This window comes from Streptomyces sp. A0592, assembly GCF_004795115.1.
Lineage (GTDB): Bacteria > Actinomycetota > Actinomycetes > Streptomycetales > Streptomycetaceae > Streptomyces > Streptomyces erythrochromogenes.
This window is the reverse complement of record NZ_SSBM01000001.1, coordinates 465817-492647: the sequence shown is the minus strand read 5'-3', so window position 1 is coordinate 492647 and position 26831 is coordinate 465817. Positions and strand designations below refer to the sequence as shown.

Annotated in this window: 23 protein-coding genes, 1 tRNA gene and 2 pseudogenes; 13 read left to right on the top strand and 13 right to left on the bottom strand. The window is 72.4% G+C overall.

The window, feature by feature from the left end; all coding sequences use genetic code 11:
* Nucleotides 1-2: 2 nt before the first annotated feature.
* The 3 genes from E6U81_RS02325 to E6U81_RS02315 form a co-directional block, all read right to left on the bottom strand.
* Entirely contained in the window at nucleotides 3-2162 is a 2160-nt protein-coding gene (locus tag E6U81_RS02325; RefSeq protein WP_136228328.1) for a bifunctional serine/threonine-protein kinase/ABC transporter substrate-binding protein, read from the bottom strand.
* Nucleotides 2162-3007, bottom strand: coding sequence for a hypothetical protein (locus tag E6U81_RS02320; protein ID WP_136228327.1), 846 nt, complete (start codon nucleotides 3005-3007; stop codon nucleotides 2162-2164). Before E6U81_RS02320 ends, E6U81_RS02325 begins: the two co-directional genes overlap by 1 nt.
* 82 nt (nucleotides 3008-3089) lie before the next feature.
* Nucleotides 3090-3503: a GNAT family N-acetyltransferase gene (locus E6U81_RS02315; protein ID WP_136228326.1), complete on the bottom strand. Its 414-nt coding sequence runs from the start codon at nucleotides 3501-3503 to the stop codon at nucleotides 3090-3092.
* A 341-nt stretch (nucleotides 3504-3844) separates the two neighbouring features.
* On the opposite strand from E6U81_RS02315, the gene E6U81_RS02310 reads away from it, so the two are divergent.
* Complete coding sequence (locus E6U81_RS02310; protein WP_240803594.1) at nucleotides 3845-4447, top strand: family 16 glycosylhydrolase; 603 nt, start codon at nucleotides 3845-3847, stop codon at nucleotides 4445-4447.
* Nucleotides 4448-4958: 511 nt separating this feature from the next.
* Here the strand turns inward: E6U81_RS02310 and E6U81_RS02300 are convergent.
* Entirely contained in the window at nucleotides 4959-5453 is a 495-nt protein-coding gene (locus tag E6U81_RS02300) for a MarR family transcriptional regulator (RefSeq protein ID WP_168714524.1), read from the bottom strand.
* A 65-nt stretch (nucleotides 5454-5518) separates the two neighbouring features.
* On the opposite strand from E6U81_RS02300, the gene E6U81_RS02295 reads away from it, so the two are divergent.
* Both E6U81_RS02295 and E6U81_RS02275 read left to right on the top strand, forming a co-directional pair.
* A complete protein-coding gene (locus E6U81_RS02295; protein ID WP_136228325.1) occupies nucleotides 5519-7624 on the top strand; it encodes an MMPL family transporter in 2106 nt (701 codons plus the stop codon).
* Nucleotides 7625-9725: 2101 nt separating this feature from the next.
* A pseudogene (locus E6U81_RS02275) lies at nucleotides 9726-9953 on the top strand (transposase); the annotation flags it as partial.
* Between the two features lie 314 nt (nucleotides 9954-10267).
* On the opposite strand, the gene E6U81_RS02270 reads toward E6U81_RS02275, so the two are convergent.
* The gene (locus E6U81_RS02270) at nucleotides 10268-10960 is read right to left on the bottom strand and encodes a ribonuclease H (RefSeq protein ID WP_136228324.1); all 693 of its coding nucleotides are present in this window, start codon (nucleotides 10958-10960) and stop codon (nucleotides 10268-10270) included.
* A gap of 14 nt (nucleotides 10961-10974) precedes the next feature.
* The gene (locus tag E6U81_RS02265; RefSeq protein ID WP_136228323.1) at nucleotides 10975-11382 is read right to left on the bottom strand and encodes a MerR family transcriptional regulator; all 408 of its coding nucleotides are present in this window, start codon (nucleotides 11380-11382) and stop codon (nucleotides 10975-10977) included.
* A 50-nt stretch (nucleotides 11383-11432) separates the two neighbouring features.
* Here E6U81_RS02265 and E6U81_RS02260 point away from each other — a divergent pair, with 50 nt between their 5' ends.
* The gene (locus E6U81_RS02260) at nucleotides 11433-12776 is read left to right on the top strand and encodes an MFS transporter (protein ID WP_136228322.1); all 1344 of its coding nucleotides are present in this window, start codon (nucleotides 11433-11435) and stop codon (nucleotides 12774-12776) included.
* 75 nt (nucleotides 12777-12851) lie between these two features.
* Here the strand turns inward: E6U81_RS02260 and E6U81_RS02255 are convergent, their stop codons facing one another.
* Entirely contained in the window at nucleotides 12852-13055 is a 204-nt protein-coding gene (locus E6U81_RS02255) for a cold-shock protein (RefSeq protein WP_030036890.1), read from the bottom strand.
* Nucleotides 13056-13342: 287 nt separating this feature from the next.
* Between E6U81_RS02255 and E6U81_RS02250 the strand changes: the two genes are divergently transcribed.
* The 6 genes from E6U81_RS02250 (at nucleotide 13343) to E6U81_RS02225 (ending at nucleotide 17152) form a co-directional block, all read left to right on the top strand.
* Nucleotides 13343-13416, top strand: a tRNA-Met gene (locus tag E6U81_RS02250).
* Between the two features lie 164 nt (nucleotides 13417-13580).
* On the top strand, nucleotides 13581-14078 hold the full coding sequence (locus E6U81_RS02245) for a SigE family RNA polymerase sigma factor (RefSeq protein WP_136228321.1): 498 nt from the start codon (nucleotides 13581-13583) through the stop codon (nucleotides 14076-14078).
* Nucleotides 14071-14508 carry a hypothetical protein gene (locus E6U81_RS02240; protein ID WP_136228320.1) on the top strand — a complete coding sequence of 146 codons (438 nt, stop codon included), beginning with the start codon at nucleotides 14071-14073 and terminating at the stop codon, nucleotides 14506-14508. Before E6U81_RS02245 ends, E6U81_RS02240 begins: the two co-directional genes overlap by 8 nt.
* A 174-nt stretch (nucleotides 14509-14682) precedes the next feature.
* Nucleotides 14683-15918, top strand: a complete 1236-nt coding sequence (locus E6U81_RS02235; protein ID WP_136228319.1) for a mannosyltransferase family protein — start codon at nucleotides 14683-14685, stop codon at nucleotides 15916-15918.
* 60 nt (nucleotides 15919-15978) lie between these two features.
* Nucleotides 15979-16212, top strand: a complete 234-nt coding sequence (locus tag E6U81_RS02230; RefSeq protein ID WP_136228318.1) for an antitoxin MazE7 — start codon at nucleotides 15979-15981, stop codon at nucleotides 16210-16212.
* Between the two features lie 109 nt (nucleotides 16213-16321).
* Nucleotides 16322-17152, top strand: coding sequence for a class I SAM-dependent methyltransferase (locus tag E6U81_RS02225; RefSeq protein WP_136228317.1), 831 nt, complete (start codon nucleotides 16322-16324; stop codon nucleotides 17150-17152).
* Between the two features lie 30 nt (nucleotides 17153-17182).
* Here the strand turns inward: E6U81_RS02225 and E6U81_RS02220 are convergent, their stop codons facing one another.
* Entirely contained in the window at nucleotides 17183-18142 is a 960-nt protein-coding gene (locus E6U81_RS02220; RefSeq protein ID WP_136228316.1) for a LysR family transcriptional regulator, read from the bottom strand.
* Between the two features lie 183 nt (nucleotides 18143-18325).
* Here E6U81_RS02220 and E6U81_RS02215 point away from each other — a divergent pair, with 183 nt between their 5' ends.
* Complete coding sequence (locus tag E6U81_RS02215) at nucleotides 18326-21799, top strand: M28 family peptidase (RefSeq protein ID WP_136228510.1); 3474 nt, start codon at nucleotides 18326-18328, stop codon at nucleotides 21797-21799.
* A 151-nt stretch (nucleotides 21800-21950) separates the two neighbouring features.
* Here E6U81_RS02215 and E6U81_RS02210 read toward each other — a convergent pair whose 3' ends face one another.
* The 4 genes from E6U81_RS02210 to E6U81_RS02195 all read right to left on the bottom strand — a co-directional run bounded on the left by E6U81_RS02210 (nucleotide 21951) and on the right by E6U81_RS02195 (nucleotide 24202).
* Complete coding sequence (locus tag E6U81_RS02210; RefSeq protein WP_136228315.1) at nucleotides 21951-22238, bottom strand: hypothetical protein; 288 nt, start codon at nucleotides 22236-22238, stop codon at nucleotides 21951-21953.
* Between the two features lie 10 nt (nucleotides 22239-22248).
* Nucleotides 22249-22581 (bottom strand): hypothetical protein, encoded by a 333-nt coding sequence (locus E6U81_RS02205; protein WP_136228314.1) that lies wholly within the window; start codon nucleotides 22579-22581, stop codon nucleotides 22249-22251.
* A 368-nt stretch (nucleotides 22582-22949) separates the two neighbouring features.
* Nucleotides 22950-23363, bottom strand: coding sequence for a rodlin (locus E6U81_RS02200; RefSeq protein ID WP_136228313.1), 414 nt, complete (start codon nucleotides 23361-23363; stop codon nucleotides 22950-22952).
* Between the two features lie 101 nt (nucleotides 23364-23464).
* Nucleotides 23465-24202 carry a class I SAM-dependent methyltransferase gene (locus E6U81_RS02195; RefSeq protein ID WP_136228312.1) on the bottom strand — a complete coding sequence of 246 codons (738 nt, stop codon included), beginning with the start codon at nucleotides 24200-24202 and terminating at the stop codon, nucleotides 23465-23467.
* A 117-nt stretch (nucleotides 24203-24319) separates the two neighbouring features.
* Here E6U81_RS02195 and E6U81_RS02190 point away from each other — a divergent pair, with 117 nt between their 5' ends.
* Both E6U81_RS02190 and E6U81_RS40390 read left to right on the top strand, forming a co-directional pair.
* A complete protein-coding gene (locus tag E6U81_RS02190) occupies nucleotides 24320-25831 on the top strand; it encodes an AMP-binding protein (RefSeq protein WP_136228311.1) in 1512 nt (503 codons plus the stop codon).
* Nucleotides 25832-25858: 27 nt separating this feature from the next.
* Nucleotides 25859-26164 (top strand): annotated as a pseudogene (locus tag E6U81_RS40390) (alpha/beta hydrolase); the annotation flags it as partial.
* A 56-nt stretch (nucleotides 26165-26220) separates the two neighbouring features.
* Here E6U81_RS40390 and E6U81_RS40385 read toward each other — a convergent pair.
* Complete coding sequence (locus E6U81_RS40385; RefSeq protein ID WP_206309823.1) at nucleotides 26221-26772, bottom strand: SMI1/KNR4 family protein; 552 nt, start codon at nucleotides 26770-26772, stop codon at nucleotides 26221-26223.
* Nucleotides 26773-26831 lie beyond the last annotated feature (59 nt).

Genomic DNA, 26831 nt, shown 5'->3' with positions numbered 1-26831 from the left:
CGCTATCCGGCCGGGGCTTCGGGAACCGGGCCGACGTAGCGGATCCGGCCGCCTTCCACCTGGTGGAGGAAGTAGGTGTTGCCCTTCACCGTCCGGTCCTCGGTGAAGGAGTACTCCTTGGTCAGACCGCGGAAGGAGCCTTCCCCGAGGGACTTCAGCAGCGCGGCGCGGGTCGGGCGGCCCCCGCCGCGGGCCGCGGTGACGAGCCGGTCGATGACCAGGCGGGCCGCGTCGTAGGCCTCCGCCGTCCACACCTCGGGCGCGGCTCCGCCGTACGCGGCCCTGTGCGCGCGGGCCAGCTCGGCGGTCTCGGGGGCCTCGGGGCCCGTGTACGGGGCGACGAACTGCCAGCCCTCGGCGGCCGGGCCCGCGGCGGCGAGGAAGTCCGGGCCCATGAGGGTGTAGTCGGCCGCCCGGTGTCCTCGGTAGCCGGCGGCGGCCAGCAGCGTCGCGGTCCTGGCCGCTCGCTGGGGGGTACCGGAGTAGAAGAAGGCGTCGACGCCGTGCGCGACCATGTCGGTGACGACCGGGGACAGGTCCTGCGTGCCGCGCGGGACGACCCGCGGGTACACGGTGGCCCCCGGGACGTAGCCGGCGATGGTGCGGGTGGCGTGCAGGACCGCCTGCCAGCCCTCCACGTCACCGTCCCGGTCGCACAGGACGCCGAGCCTGCTCACCCCCTGCTGCCGGGCCAGCTGGCGGCCCAGGGCCGAGCCCTGGATGAAGGAGATGGGGCAGGCCTGGAAGAAACTGCGCCGGTCGGCGACGCTGAAGGCGCTCGCCAGGGCGGAGACGGTGAGCAGCGGAAGCGCCGCCTCGCCGTACAGCTCCAGGCACGGGGTGACCGAGGCGTTCGCGGTCGGGCCGATCACGGCGAGCACGTCCGGGTTGGAGATGAGGCTGCCCGCGGCGGCCGGGGAGCGGTCGGTCCCGCCCGCGTCGTCGGCGGTGGCGACAGTGAGCGTGAAGGGTTTGTCCTTGCCGGAGTTGAAGGAGTCGACGGCGAGCCGCACGCCGCGTTCCTGGGCGAGTCCGGCGGCCTTCTGCGGGCCGGAGAGGTCGGCCTGTACGCCGATCACCCAGGGGCGGGGGGCGGCCGCGGGCGTGCCCTTGGGCTTCTCGTCGCGCAGCGCCAGCCAGGCCGCCGTGCCTCCGCCGGCCGCGAGTACGGCTCCGGCGGCGAAGCCGAGGAAGCGCCTGCGGGACGGTGCCGGGCCGGGGGCGCCGGGGGCGGGGGCCGCCTCCGGGTCGGCGACGGTCTCCTCGATGCCGGGCAGGGCGAGCAGGGCGGCGGCCCGTTCGGCGATGGTGGCGACGACCGGGTCGGGCAGCCAGTCGGTGCCCTCGCCCGGGGCGTCCTCGGTGAGGGCTTCGTCGAGTCCGGCCGCGGTGGGCCGGATGTCGGGGTGTTTGGCGAGGCAGGTCCGCAGCAGGGCGGTCAGTTCGGGGTCGGCGAGCAGCTCGGGGCCCAGGTCGGGCTCGTCGTGGACGGTGCGGTAGAGCACGGCCTCCACGGTGCCGGCGCCGAAGGGCAGCCGCCCGGTGGCGGCGTACACGAGGAGGCAGCCGAGGGAGAAGACGTCGCCGGACGGTTCGGCGGGGCGGCCCTCGGCCTGCTCGGGCGGGATGAAGCCGGGGGTGCCGAGTACGGCGTCGGCCGAGGTCAGGGCGGTGTGCTCGCCACCGCGGGCGATGCCGAAGTCGATGAGCCGGGGCCGGTCCATGCCGAGCAGTACGTTGCCGGGTTTGACGTCGCGGTGCACCAGGCCCTGCGCGTGCATCACCTCAAGGGCCTTGGCCAGGGCCTTGCCGAGGATCCGTACGGCGCGCAGCGGGAGCGGGCCGTGGGCGGAGACGGCCTCGGCCAGGGAGGGGCCGGCGACGAAGGAGGTGGCCAGCCACGGTTCCCGGGCGTCGGGGTCGGCTCCGGTGATCCGGACGGCCCACGGGCTGTCGACCTCGGCGGCGATCTCGGCCTCGCGGCGGAACCGGGCCCGGAAGTCGGACTCTTCGGCGTACTCGGCGCGGATGACCTTGACGGCGGCGAGTGCACCGTCGTCGGTGCGGCCGAGGTAGACGACGCCCATGCCGCCGGCGCCGAGCCGTCCGAGGAGGCGGTGGCCGCCGATCCGGGAGGGGTCCGAGGGGTGGAGCTGCTCCATCAGCCGGCCGCCTTTCCGAGGGCCTGCTTGGCCTGCGCGAGCATGCGGCTGTTGCCCTGCACGACGAGCTGGGTGAGGGTCTCCGTCTTGAAGCCTTCGGCGCCCTTGCCGGTGATGGCGACGGTGACGGGGCCGTACTGCGCCTGGTACCAGAAGTAGGTGTGCGGTCCGCCGTCCGTGGCGCTGACGTACTTGCCCATCTCGCTGAAGGCGTCCTCGCTCCAGTTGTTCATCTGTTCGCCCTGGTACACCGCGTTGCCCAGCAGTCCTTGGAGGTCCTCGCCCTCCCGCAGCTTCTGGTCGGGGCAGCGCAGGACCTCTTCCATGGCCCGGGCGGTCTCCCAGCCCGATTCCCCGCGGTCGTGGTGGATGGTCACCGTGGCGTTGAGCCGGACGCGGCCGTGGCCGTTGGCGGCCGGGATCAGGAAGTAGCGGGTGTTCGTGGCGAGGACGTCCGGCGGCAGGTCGGCGGTCTGCCAGACGCACCGTTCGTCGAGGACGGGCCAGCGGCCGGAGCTGCTCTCGAACGGTGCGCCGCGCACGACGTCCGGGCCGAAGGCGTCCTCGGTGATGAGGATCCGGGCGAGGAGCTCCCGGGCCTCGGCGGCCGTCTTCGGCTGCTTGGACTCGTCCAGCTCCGGCACGAGGGAGACGGCCGACGGCGCGGCGGGGGACGCCGACGGCGCCGCGGCGGGCGTCGACGGCGCTGATGACGCGGCCGGGGCGCGGCTCGTCGCCCCGCCCTTCGCCGTCCCGTCGGCCGTGCAGCCGGCCATCCCTGCCACGAAGAACCAACCTGCCGCCGCGCAGCCGTACGCGCGCAGCGCGACATAGCGTCGTGTCACATGTACCCCCCAACGGCAGGGATGCTACCCCGTCGCGGGGGCGCGCAACTCACTTATGCGCAACCGTTGTTGGAGCGGTGGATCAGGCCTGCGCGGGGCCGTCCATCGTCCAGGCGGATTCGTGGCGGGTGAAGCCGATGTGCGGGTAGTAGTCGACCGCTGCCGGCGCGGAGAGCAGGATCAGCTTCGCGTCGGGCGCCGCGTCCCGGGTGACCCGGATCAGCTCGCGGCCCACGCCCCTGCCCTGGTGGGCGACGTCGACTGCCAGGTCGGAGAGGTAGGTCGAGTAGGCGCCGTCGGTGATGGAGCGGGCGATGCCGATGAGGCGGCCGTCCTCGTCGCGGGCGACGACGACCAGATTGGCTCCGGCCAGCATGCGGGCGAACCGCTCGACGTCGTGCACGGGGCGCCGCTCGGCGAGGGTGGAGGCGCGGTAGACCCCGAGCACCTCCTCGACGTCGAGGTCGGCGCCGATGACCCGCTCACACTTCCACATGGTGGTGCAACTCCCTGCTCGGCTCTTCGAGTCGGAACCCCGGATGCGCGCTGCGTCCGAGGACCCCACCCTCACAAGTAATAGTCGAATTCGCATCGGGATTATTACACGCAGGGGTGGGTGAAAGACAAACCGGTGGACCGGTATGTATTCACCGGGGGGTGGGCATGCTGCAAGGGCTCGCGTTCTCGGGAAGGAGCAATGTGCTCACTCAGGTTCTCGACCGACTCCGACGGCTCCTCGGACGCTCCAGCCCCACCACCCCCGAACGTGACGGCGCCAGCCCGGCGAACGCCCGGGCTCCGGTCTTCACGGCGGACTTCGGCTCGACCCGCCAGTGGGTGGTCGGCCGTTCCTGGGCCTATCCGAACGGCGGCCCCACCAACCCCGGCGACAACAAGCTCGACCACCTGGTCCCGGACCCCTCCTACAGCCGCACGGGAACCTTCCGTGCCGTCCGCCGCCCGGACGGCAAGTGGAACACGGGCCTGCTGACCACCGAGGGCAGCGAAGAAGGGTTCATGGTCCGGACCGGCGACGTGCTGGAGTCCCGCGTGCGGATGCCGGCCGAGCTCGGGGCCTGGCCCGCGATCTGGACCTGGCTGGACGGCGACAACGAGATCGACGTCTTCGAGTACCACCCGGACAACCCCGACCTCCTCGAACTGTCCAATCACGTCAAGGGCGGCTCCCGTTACCACCGGGACGCGGCGGTCGGCCACGGCCGCTGGGTCGACCTCAAGGTCGAGTTCGGATCCCGCTCGGTCGTGTGGTGGGTCAACGGCAAGCAGGTCTTCGCCGACCGGCGCGGGGTGGGGCGGCGCTGGCGCGCGTACCTCATCGTCAACCTCTCGGTGTGCGCGGGCCGCTACCACCCGGCGCCCGAGGCGGGCGTGTCCGAGATGGCGTTCGAGGTGGCCTACCTCCGAGTGATCCGCCCCTAGGCCGCCTCTTTCGGATCTTGCCGGTCGGGCCCGCGTCGTCCGGCGCCGTGCCCGGCAAGGCGGAGGAGCACCCGTGTACAGGAGCCACTCGGGCGCCCCGACAACCTGGGGGTCCCCCCGGACGGAGTCCGGGGGGACCGGGTGCGGTGCCGGGCTGCGCGGGCCCGACAAGATCCGGAAGGGACGGCCCAGGAGTTGTCGTCAAAGTGTCACGCCCACATCAGGAGTGATGCGAGGGTGACGGCTGCTGCGTAGGACTGGTCGGCCTTGACGCCCCTATGGATGTCAAGCCGCCAGGACGTGGGTGGTGGTGCGGGTGATGAGCCGGTGGATCTCCCGCGCGACATAGCGTTTGAGGCAGCGGAGTGCTTCGCGTCGGGGTTTTCCCTCGGAGACTCGCCTGTCCATGTATCCGCGGGTGCGGGTGTCACATCGGAGGCGGGCCAGCACGATGGCGTAGAGGGCGGAATGGGCTACTCCAGGCGTTTCTGCCGTGCCATCCATGCGGCGTTCAGCTGCGTACCTGGGCGAGCCGGCGGTTCATCTCGGCCATGAATCGCACCACGATGTGCAGTTCGTCGGCGCTGAAGCACGCACGGGCGGCGTCCGTGGAGCGGGCCAGCGGCTGGAAGTACTCGCGCGCGGCCTCCCGGCCCGCCTGGGTGTAGTGCAGGTGGACCACCCGCCGGTCGTCGACTGCGCGGACCCTGCGGATGTGACCCGCTCTCTCCAGCCGGTCCACGCACGCCGACACCGCGCCCGAGGTCAGGTTCATCCGGGTGCCCAGACGCCCGGGGGTCATCGGTCCCGCGTCTTCGTCACGGTCGGCATCCAGCACGGCGATCAGAGCCTGCACATCCGTCAGGTGCAGACCTTGAGCATGGGCGAACTCCTGCGCGATCCGGTTGAAGTCCGCGTTCATCGCGCGCAGCAGCACGGCGAAGGACTGCAACCCGATCGGATCTTCGGGCGGAACGTCGTGCGGGGGGCGGTCAGCGCTGAGCATGGCACCAGCATATGATCTCTCAATGATTGAGATACTTCACCATTGAGTAATCGGAGGGATCTTCCGTGACGCGCACACCGCGCTGGGCCCGCTGGCTGGTGCCCGTACTGCTGCTGGTCGTCTGGCTGGGCATCGGCGGAGGGCTGGGCCCCTACGCGGGAAAGCTCGGCGAGGTCGCCACCAACGACCAAGCGGCCTTCCTCCCCCAGAGCGCCGAGTCCACCCAGGTCCTCCAGGCCCGTAGAGCCTTCGACCGCTCCGAGTCGGTTCCCGCGATCATCGTCTGGCAGGCCCCCAAGGGCAGCGCCGTCAGTGACACCCGACAGCAGGAGGCGACCGCGGCCGTCGCGGCGCTGGCCGGGAAGACCGGTGTCGCCGGGCAGCCTTCACCTGCTCTGCGCTCCGAAGACGGCACGGCCCTCCAGGCCATCGTGCCGCTGGCCCCGAACCTCGGAGAGGAACTGCCAGCCGTTCTGGACGAGGTCCGCGCGGCAGCCGAGGCCGTACCAGGGCTGACGGCGCAGATCGCAGGTCCGGCAGCCACCCAGGCAGACCTCGCCGACGCCTTCGCCGGCATCGACGGCCTCCTGCTCGGCGTGGCGCTCGGCGCGGTCCTGCTGATCCTGCTCGTGGTCTACCGCAGCCTGCTTCTGCCTTTCGTGATCATCATCAGCTCCGTCTTCGCCCTCGGACTCGCCTGCGCCGTCGTCTACGCCCTGGCCGACCGAGGTGTCGTACGCGTCGACGGTCAGGTCCAGGGGATTCTTTCCATCCTGGTCATCGGAGCGGCGACCGACTACGCACTGCTGCTGGCCGCCCGGTTCCGGGAGGAACTTGCCGCCCGGGGTGACCGCATGGCCGCGGCCGCCGCCTCGGTGCGACGCTCCGCCGGCGCGATCACAGCCAGCGCCGCCACTGTGGCCCTCGGCCTCCTCGCGCTCCTCGCCAGCGACCTGACCAACAACAGGGCCCTCGGCCCCGTCGGCGCCATCGGTATTCTCTGCGCGCTCCTGGCGACCCTGACGTTCCTGCCCGCAGTCCTGGCCCTCCTCGGCCGCGCCGCGTTCTGGCCCGCCACACCCAAACCCGCCGACGCCACGGCGGAAGGCCACCGGATCTGGCGCCGCGTCGCCGGCCTCATCGACCGGGCACCGCGCCGCGTATGGGCATCCACGACCCTGCTCATGCTGGTCCTGGCCGCCTTCGCCCCGACCCTGTCCTCCCAGGGAGTTCCCCTCAACGAGATCTTCGTCAAGGACGCACCCTCCGTCGCCGCCCAGGAAACGCTCAGCAAGCACTTCCCCGGCGGCTCCGGACAGCCCGCGGTGATCATCACCGATGCGGCCAAGGCCCAGCAGGTGCGCGCGGCCGCCACGGCGACCGACGGCGTCGCCTCCGCCGCCCCCGTCACCGCCTCCGGGCGCCCCGGCGGCGAGCCCCTGGTCGTCGACGGCCGGATCCGCGTCGACGTCACCCTCACCGCGGCTGCCGACAGCAACAAGGCAAAGACGACAGTCCGGGACCTACGCGAGCACGTCCACGCCGTCCCCGGAGCCAACGCCCTGGTCGGTGGCTACACCGCCCAGCAGTACGACACCGAACAGACCGCAGCCCGAGACCGCACCCTCATCGTTCCCATCGTCCTCGTCATCATCCTGCTGATCCTCGTCCTGCTCCTGCGCTCCGTCCTGATCCCCGTCCTTCTGGTGGCCACCGTCGCCCTGAACTTCCTGGCCACGCTCGGCGTCTCCGCGCTCGTCTTCCAGCACCTGCTCGGCTTCAGCGGCACCGATGCCTCCGTCCCCCTGTACGGCTTCGTGTTCCTGGTCGCCCTCGGCGTGGACTACAACATCTTCCTCATGTCCCGGGTCCGCGAGGAAACCCTCACCCACGGTCTCCGGCAGGGCGTCCTGCGCGGCCTCACCACCACCGGCGGCGTCATCACCTCGGCCGGCGTCGTCCTTGCAGCCACCTTCGCCGCGCTCATGGTCATCCCGCTGGCGTTCCTCGTGCAGATCGCCTTCATCGTCGCCTTCGGAGTCCTCCTCGACACCCTCGTCGTACGCTCCCTCCTGGTCCCCGCCCTCGTACTCGACATCGGCCCCCGCAGCTGGTGGCCCAGCTCCCTCGCCCACCGGCACCCCACCGCCGGCAGCAAGGAACGTCTCTGACGGTGCGAGGTCCGGCCCTTCCGGGAACCCGTAAGACGTCGTAGCCAGCCGACGTCAGCGCAGGTGTGGGACCGTCCCCGGCAATACCGCAATGGCGCAATGGCGCAATGGCGCAATCCAGTGAGGACGAGCAGCGGACGTTGAACGCGTGCAAGGCAGCACTGTGAGGATCTGCGGTGGACGGGCTCTGTTCGCTACGGCGCGTGGGCCGGTCCCGGGGCAGGCAGGACCTTGCCCCGGGACCGGTTGTCGCTCGGTTCAGCACCGGTCACGTCTGCGCCCCACTCGCCGGGGCAGACCGGCTTGCCGCAGTCCGGGCCCGGCCAAACTGACCACGACCGGATCTGGTGACAACTTCACCGTCAACGGCAAAGCAGAGATCGTCTGCGGTGACGTCCAGACCTCGATCGGGACGGTCAACCTCATCGACACGGTCCTCACCCCGATGTAGCCCGCTGCCCGCTCCTCAGCGCCAACTGGTGCTGGGCGTGGGAACTCGTGGGCAACGCAGTCCGGCACGTGCTGCCCAGCGGAACTCATCCTTGAACTGGCAGCCAGGCCCGCCACGACCTGCGCGCAGCGGACCATCGCTTGGATCACCAAGCCCGAGACGACCCGCTGAACCCGCCCCGTCGTGCAGCAGCGACGTCGGCGCACAGGAGAACGGGCTCAGTCGCAGGACGTAGCGGCCAGCCGGACATCGTCGCGGACGTGGTGAGTGGTGACGACGTTGTTCCCAGGCCGCCGCCCGGTGCCGGGTGAGGGGCTGGTGTCTCTGCGGGGTTACCACCACACGACGATGTATCCGTCGCCGCCTGATTCACCTGGGCTGCCCGTCTCTGTTCCGCCGTTCCCGCCGTCGCCGCCGGTGGCACGGCCGGGCGGAAGAGCGATGATGCCTTGCGGGGCAGGTTCGGCGCCTTGTCCGCCGGTGCCTCCCTCGGTTGCTGTACCTGGTCGGCCGCTTTCGCCGATTGCGCCCGTACGGGTCACCCCGTCGCCAGAGCACGACGCGCCGCCGCCGTTCCCGCCGTCGCCGGCTCCGGGGGGAGTACCTCGGCCACTGAAGCGTCCGCCTCCGGCGTCCACCAGGAAGGTGGCATCAGGCGCTCTCAGCGTCGTGGATTCCCCCCAGTTGCCGTCACCGCCCGACCCTCCGACCGAGCCCCCTCCGCCACCATTGCCCCCCGCCCCGACGTCGACCGTGTAGAGACCGCCTGGGCTGACCGGCACCACGCACCAGGCCAGACCGCCGGCGCCGCCGCCGCCAGCTCCGCCCCCGGCCCCACCCCCGCCGGTGGTACGCGCACCGGCGCCTCCAGAGCCCCCGCCACCGCCTCCCCACGCCTGGACATGGATTGAAGTGACACCGGCGGGCGGGATGAATGTGTCGTCGGCGGTGAACTCGCGGAGCCCGTGCAGTCCAGCCGGTCCCGTCGGCCCTGTCGGTCCTGTCGGTCCTTGCGGACCGTCGGGCCCGGTCGGACCCGTAGCACCGACCGGGCCAGGGGGCCCTGCGGGGCCGGTCGGGCCCTTCTTGCACGACTGGTCGAGAGACGGCCCGGCAGGGGCATGAGCACGCTCTGCCCCTGGGCGCTTCTTGCCCTTCTCGCACTTGTCACCGACAGTCGGGCCCAACGCAGTCACACTCGCCGGGGCCGGCATGGCCTGTGCCACAGCAAGGGCTGGGTCAGCCAGCCACGACAGAGCCAGGACCGTCGACGCCACAGCGCCGCCAGCGACTCGCTTTCCGTTTCTCACCAGCGGGCCCTGTGTCGGCCTGCGCCCGGACCTGAAGCTCATCTGGGACTTCCTTCTCTCACCCGTTCCTGGGATGCAACCGTTGTGAGCTTCCCGCGGGCACGCGGGCGTGAAGCATCACCGCCTCTGGACGCGCGCGCATATCAACACATTGGCGTATCGGCCTGCCGCGCCCGGTCTATCCGTCGTGGCGCGTGGAGCCCAGCCAGGAAGCTTGGCAGCCTGGCCGCGCACCGTGACCGCGGGGCACTGCCACACCGGCTGACCCCGGCGGCACCAGTGGGTGCCGTAGATGCGGTAGGCAGACCGGGGACGGAGTACCCGCAGGATCCGCGTCTGGCTGAGGCGCCGGAGCATCGCGCACACCATCCCGGAGCGGTCGGACCAGGTCCGCAACCGAGCCCGGCGCGGCCGCTCGCCGGCCTTCGACGAGCAGGGCTACAAGCACCGCAACGTGGTGGAGCGGTGCTTCAACCGCCTCAAACAGTGGCGCGGGATCGCCACCAGGTACGACAAGAAGGCCCAGGCTTACGAAGCAGCCGTCACCCTCGCATCGCTCCTGATGTAGGCGTGACACTTTGACGACAACTCCTGGAGGGGTGTCGTGGTTCCGTCGGTGGGGCCGGTCGCCCGCGACGGACTCCCGTCCGCCGCCGCACGGGATCGGCTGCCGGAGCCCCGCCAGGGCCGAGACCGCGCGGCGTCGATCCGTACCCGCGTCCCGGGCGCACGGTTCCGGGCCCTGCGGCCGGACCTCGCCGACAGCGCCTCGCTGGGCGAGGACGGCTTCTACGCGGTGGTCTGCGGCGCCGGTGTCGCGCTCGGCGACCCGCCCCGCCGGGGGGGGGACACGAGGAGCGACCTGGCCTGTACGGACGCGGCTCAGGCCGTGGCGGTCGCGCAGCTCTCGTGGCCCCAGCGGCTGCCGTTCTTGGCGATCATGTCGCCGACGGCGTACGGCTTTCCGCAGGGACAGCTGCCCGGGAACTTCGCCTTGATGGCCCGGCTTCCCCGGCCCGCCGCGGACCCCGCGGCCGAACGCTTCTTCGCCCCGGCGGACTTGGGACGCGCGGGCGCGGCGGGGGCCGGTACGGGCATGTCCGCGTTCCCCAGTGCCGTACCCGCGGGCTCCTGCCTGAGCGCCGCATCGCTGGCGGCCTGGTCGGCGATCGCGTTCAGGTGGTCGCCGTCCTCGCGGTGCGCGGGAACGTACCGGAACGTCACGTCGCGGTCGGCCAGCAGCCGGTCGATCTCCTCGACGAGTTCACGGTTCGCGACGGGCTGGCCGGAGGAGGTCTTCCATCCGTTGCGCTTCCAGCCGGGCAGCCACTGCGTGACCGCCTTCATCGCGTACTGCGAATCCATCCGCACCTCGACGGACGTACCGGGCTCCAGCGCCTCCAGCAGCCGCTGGAGCGCGGTCAGCTCCCCGATGTTGTTGGTGGCCCGCCCCAGCGGACCGGCCTCCCAGCGCGCGGGGCGTCCTTCGGCGTCGGCGATGACCCATCCCCAGCCGGCGGGCCCGGGGTTGCCCTTCGCCGCTCCGTCACAGGCGGCAATGATGCGATCAGACATCCCCCGATCATGCCTCATGCCGGGGACCGCGCCGCCCCCGGTCCGTCCTCGGCGAGCAGCCCGCACCTCTCGAAGTTCATGCATCCGCAGGCGAGGCAGTCGGCGACGGCGTCCCGCAGCATCTGCGTCTGCCGTATGAACAGGTCCAGTTCGGGGAGCTTGCGCCGGGCGAGGTCGCGCCACTGCCGGGTGGCCCCGCGGTCCGCGTCGGTGTCCAGCAGGGCACGGATCTCCGCCAGGGTGAACCCGGCCCGCTGCGCCATCTTGATCAGTGCGATCCGCCGCACGGTGGCGACCGGGTAGACCCGCCTGCCCGCCGCCCGCTCGGCGGGCGGGAGCAGGCCGACGCTCTCGTAGTAGCGCAGAGCCGAGGGCCGCATCCCGACCCGCTTCGCGAGCTCCCCGATGCCGAGCTGTCGCACCGATCACTCCCCCTTGACTTCAAGCGTGCTTGAACCAGGAGTCTGACCCGGTGACTTCCGTACGGACAACTCGCCTCCTGCCGCAGGCCTACCGGCCGCTCTTCGCCCACGCCGGGTTCAAACGGCTGCTGCCCGCCCTCGCGGCCTCCGATCTCGGCGACGGGATGAGCGTGGTCGCGGTGGCGTGGCTGGCCATCGAGATCGCGCCGCCCGGCCGCTCGGGCCTGCTGCTGGGGGCCGCACTCGCCGCGTACGCCCTTCCCGGCGCCCTCGGCGCGCTGCTCTTCGGCCGGTGGCTGCGCCGGCTCCCCCCGGCACGGCTGCTGGCGGCCGACAGCGCGATCCGCGCGGTGCTCCTCGGCTGCGTGCCCGTGGCCTGGGCCGCGGGGGTGCTGCACCCGGTGCTGTACGTGGCCCTGCTGGCGGGTTCGTCGGTCCTGCACGCCTGGGGCAATGCGGGGCGGTATGCGCTGGTCGCGCAGATGCTCCCGGCGCAACAGCGGCTGGCGGCCAACGCCCTGCTCTCGTCGAGCGTCTCCGCCTCGATCGTCATCGGGCCGGCCCTGGCCGGGTTCCTGGCCATGGTGGTCGGCCCCGCCTGGCTGATCGGTCTCGACGCGCTGTCCTTCGCCGTGCTCGCCGTACTGGTGGGCAGGGTCCGGGCCGCGGACGGGAAGGCGGAGGCGAGGACGGAGGCGGAGGGAACCTCGCCGGCGGAGGCAGCGGGGGTGTCGCGGGCCGGCGCCGACCGGCCGTCCGCCGGCGTGCAGTTGTTGCGCAAGCAGCCCGAGCTCCTCGGTGTCCTCGCCCTGACCTGGTTCTTCAACTTCCTGTACGGACCGGCGGAGGTCGCGCTGCCCTTGCACGTCACCGACGACCTGCACGCCGGGCCAGGCCTTCTGGGGCTGTACTGGGCGCTGTTCGGCGCGGGTGCCGTGCTGGGCGGGCTGGCCGTCGGCGCCCTGCGGAGGTTCCCGCTCTGGCCGGTCACCCTCGGGATCGTCGCGGGGTGGGGGCTCACCCTCGTCCCCTTCGGGCTGGGCGCGCCCGCGCCCGTCACCCTGGCCTGCTTCACCCTGGGCGGCCTGATCTACGGCCCGTTCACCGCGCTGTCCTACACCCTGTTCCAGGAGCGCACCCCGGCCGCCTGGCTGACGACGGTCCTCGCGGCCCGCAGCGCGGCTCTCCTCACCGCGGGGCCGGTGGGCACCGCGCTCGGCGGGCCGCTGATCTCGCTGATGGGACCCCGCGGAGTGCTGGCGGCGTCGGGGATCGCGACGGTCGCACTCGCCGCGGTCGGGGCGGCGGTCCGGATCCGGAGCACGCGCCGGCCGGCCTCCCGGCCGGAGCCGGCGAACGCATCAGGGCCGTGCGGCGCTGCCGCACGGCCCTGATCGCCCCTCCCCCGGTCGGCCCCGGGGGAGGAAACGGTTCTCCGGAGCCCGGGCCGCAGCCCGGACGGCCGGGGATCAGGCGGGGGTGATGTTCTCCGCCTGCGGGCCCTTCTGGCCCTGCGTGATGTCGAAGGTCACGGCCTGACCCTCCTGGAGCTCGCGGTAGCCCGTGGCGTTGATCGCCGAGTAGTGGGCGAAGACGTCCGGGCCGCCACCGTCCTGGGCGATGAAGCCGAAGCCCTTTTCAGAGTTGAACCACTTCACGGTTCCCGTAGCCATGTTCATGCCTTCCCGTTGACGTACGTCCTCCACACGGCGTGGAGGACGGAGGTGATCGCCCTGGTCCTACGGCACAACACAGCAAAACTGCCCACACCTGAAGGCGCGGGCAAGGCACTCGGAACCACGACAGCTACCGGAGAAGGTACACGCCTGCACGCACTGTCACCAGGGGGAATGATCACGCCTGCGCGGCGGGAATTCGCCCTTGTACGGACTTGCCGGGCGGCCCCGTCGAAAATGCGTCGAGTGCGGTCCCCCGGATGCCGTAGGGTGAGGTCCACCGACGCGGGGTGGAGCAGCTCGGTAGCTCGCTGGGCTCATAACCCAGAGGTCGCAGGTTCAAATCCTGTCCCCGCTACTGCTCGGAAGGGCCCGGATCCACATGGATCCGGGCCCTTCCGTCGTTTCGGCCCCTTCTCCATGTGACCGCAGTCACAGAATTTCCTGTCGTCCCGTGTCGACCGGATGCGGTGCGCCGGGCGTATGCCCGGTGAGAGGGACACATGGATTCGGGAGCGATTTTTGACCGTCGAGGAGTTCGAAGCGTTCTACGCACAAGCGGCGGGAAGGCTCACAGGACAGCTGTACGTGATGCTCGGTGATCATCACGAGGCGCAGGACGTGGTGCAGGAGGCCTTCGTCCGGGGATGGGGGCGCCGGCGCCAGCTGGACCGCGACGGCCGGCCGGAGGCGTGGATCCGCACCGTCGCGTGGCGGCTCGCGGTCAGCCGCTGGCGCGTGCGACGCCGTTCCGCCGACGCATGGCGGCGCAGCCCTCCCCCGCCGCACGTCGAGGGTCCCGGGCCCGAGGCGGTGGCCCTCGTCGAGGCGCTTCGGCAGCTTCCGCCGAAGCAGCGCCGCACGATGGCGCTGCACTACCTGTGCGACCTGACGGTCGAGCAGATCGCCGTCGAGACCTCGCTGTCCGCGAGCACCGTCAAGACACACCTCTCCCGCGGCCGGGCCGCCCTCTCACGCCAGCTGCAGGATCCGCGCACCGAGGAGACCCCCGATGCCTGAGTCCCACGACCCGCTGCGGTCGGCCTTCCGCGCCGCGGCCTCCGCCGGGCAGTCCGCGACCACGCTCCCGCCCGTGTCCGTCATCGAGCAGCACGGCGAACGGGTCCGGCGACGCCGCATCGCGGGCATCGCCGCCGCCTGCTGCCTGCTGCTCGGCGGATCCGGAGCGGCGCTGGCCGCTTTCCTGCCACAGGATTCCGGCCGCCCGACGCTCCCCGCGACCACCCCCTCTCCCGTGCAGCCGTCCGACCTGCCGACGTCCCTGCCGACATCCGCGCCCCCCTCCGCGCAGAGCACGTCGTCGCTCACCCCGCCCACGGCGACCACGGGGGTGGGCGGCCCCGACCCCACCTCGACGATGACCGCCCGCGCGCCCCAGGGATCGACGTACCCCGGCACGCCCACCGCCACCTCACAGCCGCCCCGATAGCGGGGTGTCCCGCGGATCGGGCCTGATCCGCGGGACACCTTCCCGGCCCCGGCGCCCGGCACCCGCCGCGCTCGCGCCCCGCGTCCACCACAGCCCGAACCGCCGCCTGCGGACACCGGCCCGGAAACCCGGCCCGGCGGTTCCGCACACCCTCAGACGGCCAGGAGATCCCTTATGTCTGTTTCAGCCCCGCATCGACCGGCCGAGGCCCCCCGCTCGCGGCCCGGCCCTCCGGGCCGTCCCGCGACGCCCCGGCCCCGCCGGCCGCTCCGGGCCCCGCGGTGGCTCGGGCAGGCCGACCGGGAGGTGCTGTGGCTCTACCTGGTGACCCGCGTCGGCATCTGGGCCACCGCGGGCGCCGTCGGCTGGCTGTTCCCCTCCGACGGCGAGAGCCGCCGGCCCGCATCGCTGCTCGCGCCCTGGGAGCGCTGGGACTGGGCCTTCTACTTCCGCATAGCCAGGGACGGCTACTTCCCCGACGCGGCGGGACCCTGGACGGTCGGCTGGGACAACAGGGAGGCCTTCCTGCCCGGTTTCCCCCTCGCCCTGCGCGCCGTACACACCGTCGTCCCCTCCTGGGCCGCGTCCGGAGCACTGATCTCCTTCGTCGCGGGAGGCGTCGCCGTCCTCGCCCTGGCCCGCATCGCCCGCGACCGGCTGGGCGACGCCGACGCCGGCCGGCGCGCGGTGACCTTCCTGCTGGTCTCGCCCTGCGCCGTGTTCCTCGCCGCCGGCTACACGGAGTCGCTCTTCCTCGCGCTGGCCCTGCCCGCCTGGCTGGCGGCGCAGCGCCGGAACTGGGCCGCCGCCTCGGTCCTGGCCTGCCTGGCCTGCTCGGTGCGGGTCACCGGGCTCTTCCTCGCGGCCGCGCTGGCCCTGCACTTCCTCATGACCGCACGGACCCGCGCCGCCTGGCGGGCGGCCCCCTGGCTGTTCCTGCCGGCCCTCCCCCCGCTGCTCCACAGCTGGTACCTGCACGCGTGGACCGGGGACTGGATGGCCTGGAAGCACTCCCAGGAGCGTGGCTGGTACCGGGAGTTCCACCTGCCGTGGGAGGCCTGGTCCCACACCTGGACGGCGGCCTTCGGACACACGCAGCCCACGGGCTACGCGTTCATGTGGCAGGCCGAACTCCTGGCCATGGTGGTCGGCGTCGTCCTCCTGGCCGTGCTGGTACGGGGCCGGCGCTGGCCGGAGGCCCTCTACATCGCCCTCACCCTGTGGGCCCTGGGCACCTCCTACTGGTACACCTCCGTACCCCGGTCCACGCTGCTGTGGTGGCCGCTGTGGATCGCCCTGGCCGGCTGGAGCCTGCGCCGTCCGTGGGTGCACAGCGCCTACCTGTACGTCGCCGGCCCGCTGTGCACCACGGTGGCCATCACCTTCCTCACCGGACGCTGGGCCGGATAGGGCGTGTCCCTGCGGGCCGAACGGCCCCCCGGCCGGTCGCCGGGCGCGCATACTCGGAGGATGGCCGACACCACCACCGTCGAGGTCGACACCGACGTGCGCGACCGGCTCGCCGTCCTCGCCGCCGACCGCGGACTGAGCCTGCGCGCGTACCTCGCCGAACTCACCGCCGCCCAGGAGAACGCGACCGCGCTGGCGCGCGCGGCCCGGGCCTTCGAGGACGCGCTGGAGCGCCCCGGCTTCCGCGAGGGCTTCGCGCGGGACTTCGGCGGCGGCCCCGCGGTCCGCGACTGACGCGGCGGGTGCGGGCCCGACACCCGGGTGGCCGCTCCGGCGAGCCGGTCCGCCGGAACGTCCCTAGGCTCGGGGAAGGACCCGCTTCGAGCGCTGGAGGACGGCTGTCATGACCGATGCGAGCGAGGCGCGGCAGGCCGACCTCACCCTGAAGGCCAAGCACCGTGCGATGTGGGCGCTGGGCGACTACCCGTCCGTCGCGTCCCATGTCGTCTCCCCGCTGGGGCCGCTGCTGGTGAAGGAGTGCGGGATCCAGATCGGCGACCGGGTCCTCGACATCGCGGCGGGCTCCGGCAACGCCGCCATCCCGGCCGCGCTGGCCGGGGCGGACGTCGTGGCGTCCGACCTGACCCCCGAACTGCTGGAGGTCGGGCGGCACCTGGCCGCCGTGCAGGGCGCGCAGCTGGAGTGGCGGGAGGCGGATGCCGAGGACCTGCCCTTCGCGGACGGCGAGTTCGACGTCGTCATGTCCTGCATCGGCATCATGTTCGCCCCGCACCACCGCACCGCCGCCGACGAGATGCTCCGCGTGTGCCGGGCCGGCGGGACGGTCGGGGTGCTCAGCTGGACCCCCGAGGGGTTCGTCGGCCGGCTGTTCGCCGCGATGAAGCCGTACGCACCGCCGCCTCCGCCCGGTGTGCAGCCGCCGCCGCTGTGGGGCAGCGAGGAGTACGTCCACGAACTGCTCGGCGACGCGGTCACCGATGTCGTCTCGCGCCGCCGGAAGGTCGCCGTGACCCTGTTCAAGAACCCGCCGGACTTCCGGGAGTTCTTCAAGGCCTGCTACGGGCCGACCATCGCCGTGTACCGCGCGGTGGGCGACGATCCGGAGAAGGTCGCGGCCCTGGACGCGGCGCTCGACGCACTCGCCGCCGAGCACACCACGGACGGCGTCATGGAGTGGGAGTACCTGCTGCTGACCGCCCACCGCCGGGGCTGACGACACCGCCCCGGCCGGTCCGCGGACCGGTCAGTCGATGACCGGGTGCACCTCCGGGTGAGCGTCCCACCACTCGCGGTGGAAGCGGTTGTTGTCGACGTTGGCCAGGTAGGCGCGGGCCGCCGCCCGGTAGAGCTGCTGGGCCTGGCCGGCCGAGAGCGCCGAGCGGTTCCAGGCGAGCCGGATGCGTCCGGTGATCGGGCTCCCGAGCAGCGGGCGCAGCACCGTGCCCTCGGCCGTCGGCGCCGTCGGCTGGCTGAGCGAGACCGCGCGCCCGGCCGCGATCAGGTCGTAGTGCATCTTGCGGTCCGTGATCCGGTAGCGCAGTGACGGGCTGAACCCGGCCTCGGCGCAGGCGGCGACGAGGGCCTCCGGGCCGCCGTCGTCGTCCTCCACCGGGGTCATCCACGGCTCCCCGGCGAGGTCGGCCAGGTCGACGCGGTCCAGGCCGGCCAGCCGGTGCCTCGCGGACAGCCGGATCCCGAAGGGCTCCTTCGGGATCAGAGTCCTGGCCAAGGTTCCCTCCGGCAGCGGCACTTCGTGCTCGTTGACCTCGCCGTAGACGATGGCGTCGTAGCGTCCGGCGCCGAGCATCCGGGCCAGCGCGGTCACGGAGTCCTCCAGGTCCACGGCGATCTCCCGGCCGGACATCGACAGGTCGGTCTGAGCCAGGAGGCCGTCGAGCAGCACGAGCAGGATGCAGCCGAGGCGCAGCGGGCCGCCGGTCGAGATGGCGCGCGCCTCCGCTCCCAGCGCGTCCATCTCGCTCAGTACGCGGCGCGCCTTGGCCAGCACGAACTGGCCCAGCGCCGTGGGCTCCACGCCTCCCCGCCCCCGTACGAACAGGTCGCCGCCGGTGACCCGTTCGATGCGCCTCAGCTGGGCGGACAGTGCGGGCTGTGAGACTCCCAGCCGCCGTGCCGCGCCCCCCAGGCTGCCCGCCTCCGCTATCCGGAGGACGGCTTGCAGATGCCTCAACTCCAGCTGCATCCGGGCAGCGTACGCAGGGGGCTGCGACCGCACCATAACGCGGACCTTATGCCTTCCGGGATGTCCCATTCTCGTCATGTTCACGCTCATACTCGGCCGCGAACGAACACCCACTCATCCCCGAACCCCCCACGATCGGAGTGGACGTTGCAGCCCAGCAGATGGACGGCGGCCGTGGCAGCGATGGCGCTGACCGCGAGCCTCGCCGGCGCCCTGGCCGGGACGGCAGCGGCAGCGCAGCAGGCGCAGCCCGCACCGGCCCAGAAGGACACACCCGCCGCACGCGCGGTCGCGGCCGCCGACCAGGCGGTCGACAGCGGTCTCGATTCTCTGGTCAACTCCGCGCAGGAACAGTACGAGCGACGGCTCGTCACCCCCTGGGTGAAGGATCTGTATTCGGTGTCGTACGAGCGCAGCTACCGCGGCCTGCCGGTCGTCGGCGGCGACGCGGTCGTCCTCGCCGACGGCGCCGGCAAGGTCCGCGCCCTCCAGTCCGCCTCCTCCGTACGCATCGACATCGCCACCCGGGCCTCGGTGTCCGCGAAGGACGCCGAGACCACGTCGCGGACGAAGCTCGCCGCGGTCGACAAGGTCGAGAGCAGCCGGCTCGTCGTCCGGCTCAAGGACGACAAGCCCGTGCTGGCCTGGGAGACCGTCCTCAGCGGCCGTACCCGGACCGCGCCCAGCAAGCTCCACGTCTTCGTCGACGCGCGCACCGGCGCCTTCGTCGACAGCTACGACGACGTGGTGGCGGGCACCGGCAACAGCAAGTGGAACGGTCCCGGCCCGATCAGCATCGACACCACCAACTCGGGCTCCACCTACACCCTGCGCGACCCGAACCGGACCGGCCTGAGCTGCGCCGACTACAGCACGGGCACGGTCTTCACCAAGTCCTCCGACTCCTGGGGCACCGGCAACCCCACGAGCAAGGAGACCGGCTGCGTCGACCTGATGTTCGCCGCGCAGAAGCAGTGGGACATGCTCTCCCAGTGGCTGGGCCGCAACGGCGTCAGCGGCAACGGCCGCAGCTTCCCCGCCAAGGTCGGCCTGAACGACCTCAACGCCTACTGGGACGGCAGCTCGGTCACCATCGGGCGCAACAGCGCCAACGAGTGGATCGCCGGCGTCGACGTCGTGGCCCACGAGTACGGGCACGCCATCGACTCCAACACCCCCGGCGGCACCAGCGGCCAGGAATCCGGTCTCGGCGAGGCGACCGGCGACATCTTCGGCGCGCTGACCGAGGCGTACATCAACCAGCCGGCCCCGTACGACACCCCGGACTACACGGTCGGCGAGGTCATCAACCTCCAGGGCCGCGGCCCGATCCGCAACATGTACAACCCGCCGGCCGTCAACAACGACCCGGCCTGCTACAGCTCCGCGATACCGGGTACCGAGGTGCACGCGGCCGCCGGGCCCCTGAACCACTGGTTCTACCTGCTGGCCGAGGGCACCAGCCCGGGCGGCGGCAAGCCCAGCAGCAGCACCTGCAACGGGACGACCCTGACCGGGGTGGGCGTGCAGAACGCCGGCAAGATCTTCTACGGCGGCATGCTGCTGAAGACCAGCAGCATGTCCTACAAGAAGTACCGCACGGCGACGCTGAACTCGGCGAAGTCGCTGGACGCCACCTGCGACCTCTTCAACAAGGCCAAGGGCGCCTGGGACGCCATCAGCGTGCCCGCCCAGTCCGCCGACCCGACCTGCACCCCGAGCGGCCAGAACAATGACTTCTCGATGGCGCTGAACCCCTCCTCGGGCACCGTCCAGCAGGGCGGTACGACCACCACCACGGTCGGCACCACCGTCACCACCGGCACCGCCCAGTCGGTGACCCTGACCGCCTCGGGCCTGCCGGCCGGGGTGAGCGCCTCCTTCAACCCGGCGACCGTGCAGTCCGGCCAGTCCTCCGTGCTGACCCTGACCGCCACCTCCAACGCCGCGCCCGGCACGTCCACGGTCGTCGTCAAGGGCCAGGGCACGACCCTGTCCCACACGGTCGACTACACGCTGAACGTCGGCGGGACCCAGCCCGGCAACGACCCGCCGGACATCGATGTCGCCAAGGTGCAGGCGCACCTGACGCAGTTCAACACCATCGCCACCCAGAACGGCGGCCACCGCCGTGCGGGCAGCGCCGGCTACACCCAGTCGCTGGCCTACGTGAAGGGCAAGCTCCAGGCAGCCGGATACACGGTCACCGAGCAGTACTGCTCCTCCTGCACCTACCCCTCCAACAACCTGATCGCCGACTGGCCCGGCGGCCCCGCCGACCAGACCGTCATGTTCGGCGCCCACCTGGACGGCGTCTCGGCCGGCCCGGGCATCAACGACAACGGCTCGGGCTCGGCGACCCTGCTGGAGAACGCGCTCGTCCTCGCCCAGAAGAACCCGACGATGACCAAGCACGTGCGCTTCGCCTGGTGGACCGACGAGGAGCAGGGCCTCAACGGCTCCGAGTTCTACGTCAACCAGCTCAGCAGCGCCCAGCGCGCGGCCATCAAGGGCTACTACAACTTCGACATGGTCGGCTCCACCAACGGCGGCTACTTCATCAACAACCTCAACTCAGCCACCGCCGCGCCGCTCAAGGCGTACTGGACCTCGCTGAACCTCGCGCCCGAGGAGAACACCGAGGGCCAGGGCCGCAGCGACGACTACTCCTTCCAGCAGGGCGGCATCCCCACCTCCGGCTACGCGGCCGGAGCCAGCGCCCGCAAGACCTCGGCCCAGGCCTCGAAGTGGGGCGGCACGGCGAACGCCGCCTACGACCCCTGCTACCACAGCTCCTGCGACACCACGAACAACATCAACGCCACGGTGCTCAACCGCAGCGCCGACGGCGTCGCCTATGCCGTCTGGAAGCAGGCCGTGGGCGGTGAGACCCCGGCGCAGGACTTCTCCATCGGCGTCAGCCCGTCCGCGGGCAGCGCGGCTCCCGGCGGTTCGGCCTCGGCGACGGTGAACACCGCCACCGTGAGCGGCGCGGCCCAGACCGTCGCGCTCTCCGTCTCCGGCGCGCCGTCCGGCGTGACCGCCACGCTCAGCCCGTCCTCCGTGCAGTCCGGCAGCTCCTCGACGCTGTCCGTCCAGGTCGGCGCGGGCACGGCGCCGGGCACCTACACCCTGACGGTCACCGGCGCCGGCACCGTCAGCCACACCACCACCTACACACTGACCGTCACGGGCGGCGGCAGCTGCACGCCGCGCCAACTGGTGGTCAACGGCGGCTTCGAGAACGGCTCCAGCCCGTGGAGCGCGACCGCGGGCGTGATCACCAACCAGTCCGGCCAGGCCCCGCACGGCGGCAGCTACAAGGCCTGGCTCAACGGGTACGGCTCCACCCACACGGACAGCGCCTCCCAGTCGCTGGCCATCCCCTCGGGCTGCGCCTCGTACCGCCTCTCGTTCTTCCTCCACATCGACACGGATGAGAACGAGAACGTCGTCTACGACCGGTTCACGGTCTCGGTGGCCGGCCAGACGCTGGCGTCCTTCTCCAACCTGAACGCGAACTCCGGTTACGTCGAGAAGACCTACGACCTGTCGGCGTACGCCGGCCAGACCGTCACCCTGAAGTTCAACGGCGTGGAGGACCAGTCCCTCCAGACCTCCTTCGTCGTGGACGACGTCACCCTCCAGGTGAGCTGAGCCCGTGGCCTGATCCCACCCGGACGACCGGCACCCGGCCCGGCCCCGCACGACGGGGCCGGGCCGGGCGTCACTGCGGGCGGTCGTCGGCGGGCTCGGCCTCCGGGCGACGAGGTGCTCGCCGTGGCGGCGGCCGTACGTGGAGCAGCCCCTACGTGTGGCGGGCCCCCCGGCCCCCGTCCTGCGGCGCGATCATGGCGACCAGCCCGTAGTCCAGCTCCGCGCCGTCGATGAGCAGGGCCTCGATGGTGCGCGTGGCGGGATCGATGTCGGCCTCCACGCCCTCTCCGCGGTAGCGGGGGTACCCGGACGCCCCCTGCTCGCCGGTCGCCTCGACCACGGCCGACCTCAGGGCACGGTCCGCCGGGGAGGCGCCACGGAGGTTCTCGATGTGCTCGGGCACCACCAGGATCTCGAAGCTCTGCGGCTCAGTGGTCATGGAACCGAAGCTACCGGATGGGGCGCCGCGCAGCCGGTTTCACACGTCGCGCCGCCGCACCACGATCACGTCGAGGGCCACGGCGGTCAGCGGCCAGAGCGCCACCCGCGGCCGGGTCCGCCTCCCAGTACTGGACGAGCCGCTTCCAGGCCGCCGGGACCCCCGCATGGTTGACGTACGCCGACCAGCGGGCGCTCTCGGCGAACACCGTGGGGAGCATCAGCAGGGTGAAGACGGCGGCGGCCATGGTCGCGGCGGCGTGCCTGATCAGCACCCCCAGGCCCGGACCGGCCAGTGCGCAGACGGGGGCCGGCAGCGCGGACCCGACCAGCGCCCGGAGCACCCCGGGATGGTGACCGGGACGGCGGCCCCGCGGCCGTCCAGCACGGCCTGGAAGCCGCGATCCGGTCCGCCGGCAGCCCGGTCACGGCGAGCCGGCCGGCGCCGCCGGACCCTCGGACTCGACCGAGCCTCCGGCGGCGGTCAGTACGGCGGTCGGTTCGCCGGCCCGCGGTGTCGCCACGAGGACGCTGCGACGGCTGCCGCGGTCCGCGGCCGCTCAAGGGCAGAGCCTCCGGCCCGGGCGGGCGGGAGGCTCTGGGGTGCGATCTTCGGTGCGCAGCGTCGGATCGGCGGATCCGGAGGGAACAAGCCGGGGCCCCGTGGGCACTCGCGCGGGCGTCGGGGCCCCGGCTCGAACAAAGGGAGTGCTCAGCTGCCGGCCGAGACGTTGCCCGACAGGACCGGGATGTTGTCCAGGATGTGGGAGAGCGGCTCGTCGCCCTTGGCCTGGGTGGAGTTCTCGGTGCACTGCTGGTTCTGCGGGTTCGACAGGACGTTGATGTCCTGGACGCCGACGTTGGCGATGAGCGCCAGCACGGACTGGGCGTTGACCTTGACCGGCAGGCCGATGCAGGGCTTGTTCAGGGTGCCCTGGACCAGGCCGAGCTGCGGGCTCTGGTCGCCTTCGGTCTTCTGGTTGCCGTAGATCTGCTGGGCACCGTTGCCGTTGACGGTGTTGATCCCGTTGTCGTTGCCGATGGCCATGGCCGGGGCGGCAACGGCGGCGCCCGCGCCGACGATGGAGGCGGTGGCGGCGGCGGTGGCCATAATCTTCTTGAGCATCAGGGGTCCTTATGTCACACGCGTGCATGGGGGTGAGCGCCTTGATCAACGGGCGGGGCGGCGGCGGGTTCCGGCGCTTCACCCGATTGGCGGCACGCGTGTCACTCTTCCCGGACGGCCACGTTCAGCTCGACCACGTAGTGCTCCTCCACCCACCCGTCGGGGAAGTGGCCCATCAGGAGGGCCCGTTCCTCGGCCAGGAACGCGTCGGTGCCGGGTTCACCGACGAGGAAAAGGGAATGGGTGGACAGTTTGGCCAGGTGCGTGTCGACCGGGACCCGGCGCGACCACGACAGGTGACGGCCGGTGAACCGCAGCCCGTCCTGCGAGCGGGCGCGTTCGTTGATGTACCAGCCCGGCCCGAACCGGGCCTCGATGCGGGACTGCTGCTCCGCGATCCATCCGACCGTGACGTCCGGGTCGTTGTGCCAGATCGCCAGCGCCCCGCCGGGCCGCAGGACCCGCAGCGCCTCGGGTACGGCGCGGTCCGGATCGGTCCAGTGCCAGGACTGCGCGTACGTCAGCAGGTCCAGGCATCCGGAGGACAGCGGCAGCCTGTTGCCGTCCGCGCGCACCAGCGGGGTGCCGGGGTTGCGGCGCCGGAACTCGGCGGCCATGCCCTCGCCCGGCTCCACCCCGACCACGCGGGCGCCGCGCGCCTCCAGCAGGGACGTGGCGATTCCCGTACCCGCGCCCACGTCGGCGACGCGGGCGCCGGCCAGGGGGAAGCCGGCCAGGTCCGCCAGCGTGTCGAAGAGCTCGGGCGGATACGAGGGGCGGTTCGCGGCGTAGCGCGCCGCCGCGGAGCTGAATGAACGAGCACGGGATTCGGTCGTCATGACGCCCATGATGCCGCTGGGCCGGCCTTCCGTGGAGTGGGCCGCCGGTGTGGCGGGGGCTGGTGCGGCGGGAGCGGCCCTACGATCGCCCTCGGTACGGCGGGAGGCGGATCGCACATGGTGGCCGCGCGGTATGTCACGGAGCTGGTCGGGGCGTTCGAGCGGCACGCCGGGCGGCCCGCGCTGGGAGCCGGCCCGGTCGTGCTGGAGTTCCAGGAGGTGCTCGAAGCGGCCTGGCGGCTGGCCGGGGTGCTGGCCGAGTCGGGGATCGGGCGCGGCGCGGGGCTGGCCTGCGTGGCGGGCACGAACCGGCCCGAGGTGCTGCTGGTGCGGATCGCCGCGCATCTGCTGGGTGCGAGGCTGACGCAGGTCGTCGTCGGACCGGCTCTGTACGGGCTGGACTTCATCCTGCGGGACTGCCGGCCGGACCTGGTGGTGCACGACGTTCCGGTGCCCGGTACCGGGGTGCGCCGGCTGGGCCTGGACGAGGCGGTCCGGCGGTCCGGCCGGCGCGCACCCGTGCCGGTGTCCGTGCGGGCGCGGGACGACGACGTGGCACGGGTGACGTACACCGGCGGGACGACGGGGCGGCCCAAGGGGGTCGCCTCGACCTTCGGGGCGATGGCCGCGCGGAACTCCGTACGGCCGGCGGGCTGGGCGAAGACGGACTACCTGTCGGTCACCTCGCTCGCGCAGCGGTCGGGTGGGCGGTGCCTGGAGCAGTTCCGGGCCGGCGGGCGGGTGGAGATCCTGGAGCCCTTCGGGACCCGGGAGTTCGCGGCGGCCTGCCTGCGGCTGGGGCCGGTGTCCACGTACCTGACGACGTCGATGGTGTACCGGCTGCTGGACGATCCGGCGACCGCCCACGGGGTGCCGGGGCTGGAGGTGGTCTCGTACGGGGACTCCCCGGTCCACCCGGAGCGGCTGCGGGAGGCGGTGACGCGCTGGGGCGGGCAGTGGCGGCAGGGCTACGGCACGAACGAGGCGGGGGTGATCTGCCGGCTGACTCCGGCCGACCACGATGCGGGGGTGGGCGGGCGGCCGGAGCTGCTGGCGTCGGTGGGCAGGCCCGTCGACGGGGTGGAGGCGGAAGTCCGCGACGAGCAGGGGGCTGTGGTGTCGGCCGGGCGCACGGGCGAGGTGTGGACGCGGTCGGCGGCGGTCATGTCCGGCTACTGGGGCAGACCCGGGCGGACGGCCGAGGTGCTGCGGGACGGCTGGCTGCGGACCGGGGACCTGGGGCACTTCGACGGGGACGGCTACCTGTACCTCGACGACCGGTCTGCGGACGTGGTGATGGTCGACGGGGACAACGTGTACTGCGTGCCGGTGGAGGCGGCGCTCGCCCGGCACCCCGCCGTCGCGCAAGCCGTGGTGGTGGGCCGGCACAGCGACCGCACCGGGGAGGAGGTGTGCGCCTTCCTGGTGCCGGCGGCGGGCGGCGCGCCGGGTCCCGCGGTGGCCGGCGAGGCCTGCGACCTGGTGGAACGGGCGCTGGCCCGGGCGCATCGGCCCACCGCCGTGTTCTGGGTGCGGGAGATCCCCCTGACCGCCCGGGGCAAGCCGGACAAGCGGCGGCTGCGGGAACGCGCGGCGTCGGCCGCGGAGCCCGGCGGTGGACGGGCGTAGGGGTGGCGTGCCGGTCGGCCCGGCACGATGGGCGGGACACTCCGCCGTCTCTCTCCCCCCGGCCATCTCCTCCGGCCGGACCCCACGGCCGGCGTCGTCGTCTGGGACCGGACCTCCCACACGACCGCCTGGCAGGCCCTGCCCGGCGACCTGTACGGCACCCCGGAGGTGCCCGCCCTACGCGGCGCCCGCGCGGGCCACCGAGCTGTCCGGGCTGCCCCGGCCTACATCGACGTCGGGTCGGCCGAGACGTTCAGGGACGAGGACGTGGCCTACGCGAACGCGATCTGGCGGGCGGGCGGCCGGGCAGAACTGCACGTGTGGCCCGGGGCCTTCCACGGCTTCGACACCTTCGCACCGGGCGCGGCGCGCAGCAGGGAGGCCCGCGGTCAGCCCCAGCCGTCGTCGCCGGCCTGCCTGCGCCGGATCCACTCTGCGAATCCTGCGGGTTCGCCGTCGGGGGCGGGGCTGGCGCCGACGTCCGTGACCAGCCAGACCCGCCCGCGCTGCGGTCCCGTGGTGACGAGCAGCCAGAACGCCTGGGCGTCCTGCGCGCAGAGCACGATCGAGCCGTGGGAGAACACCGCGTCGATCCGGGCGTCTGCGCCGTCCACGCCCTCTTCGACGGACTCGTCCTCCTCCCAGATCCACTCGTCCTCGATCGGGAACATCGCGTCCGGCCTCCTCGGCTCCCCGCCGGACCAGCACGCGGGCAGTTGCCCGAGGGGTTGCAGTCCGGCGTCACGCGTCCCGGGGGCGGACCCGTTGCCGACTTCGGCGACGAACGACCGGTAGGGCTCCGGCAGTGTCACGCCGTTCTCCGCCTCCCACGCCTCGACGGCCGCGTACCCGAGGGCCGGCTCCCGCCGCGCGGCGGGGACCGCGGCGCGCAGTCCCTCGAGGGTGGCTTCGTCAGGGCGCGGATCAGGTGTTCTCGTCACCCCGCCATGATCGCAGGAGCCGGGCGGGACGTACCCTGGGGCCTCGCTCTGGAGGGAGG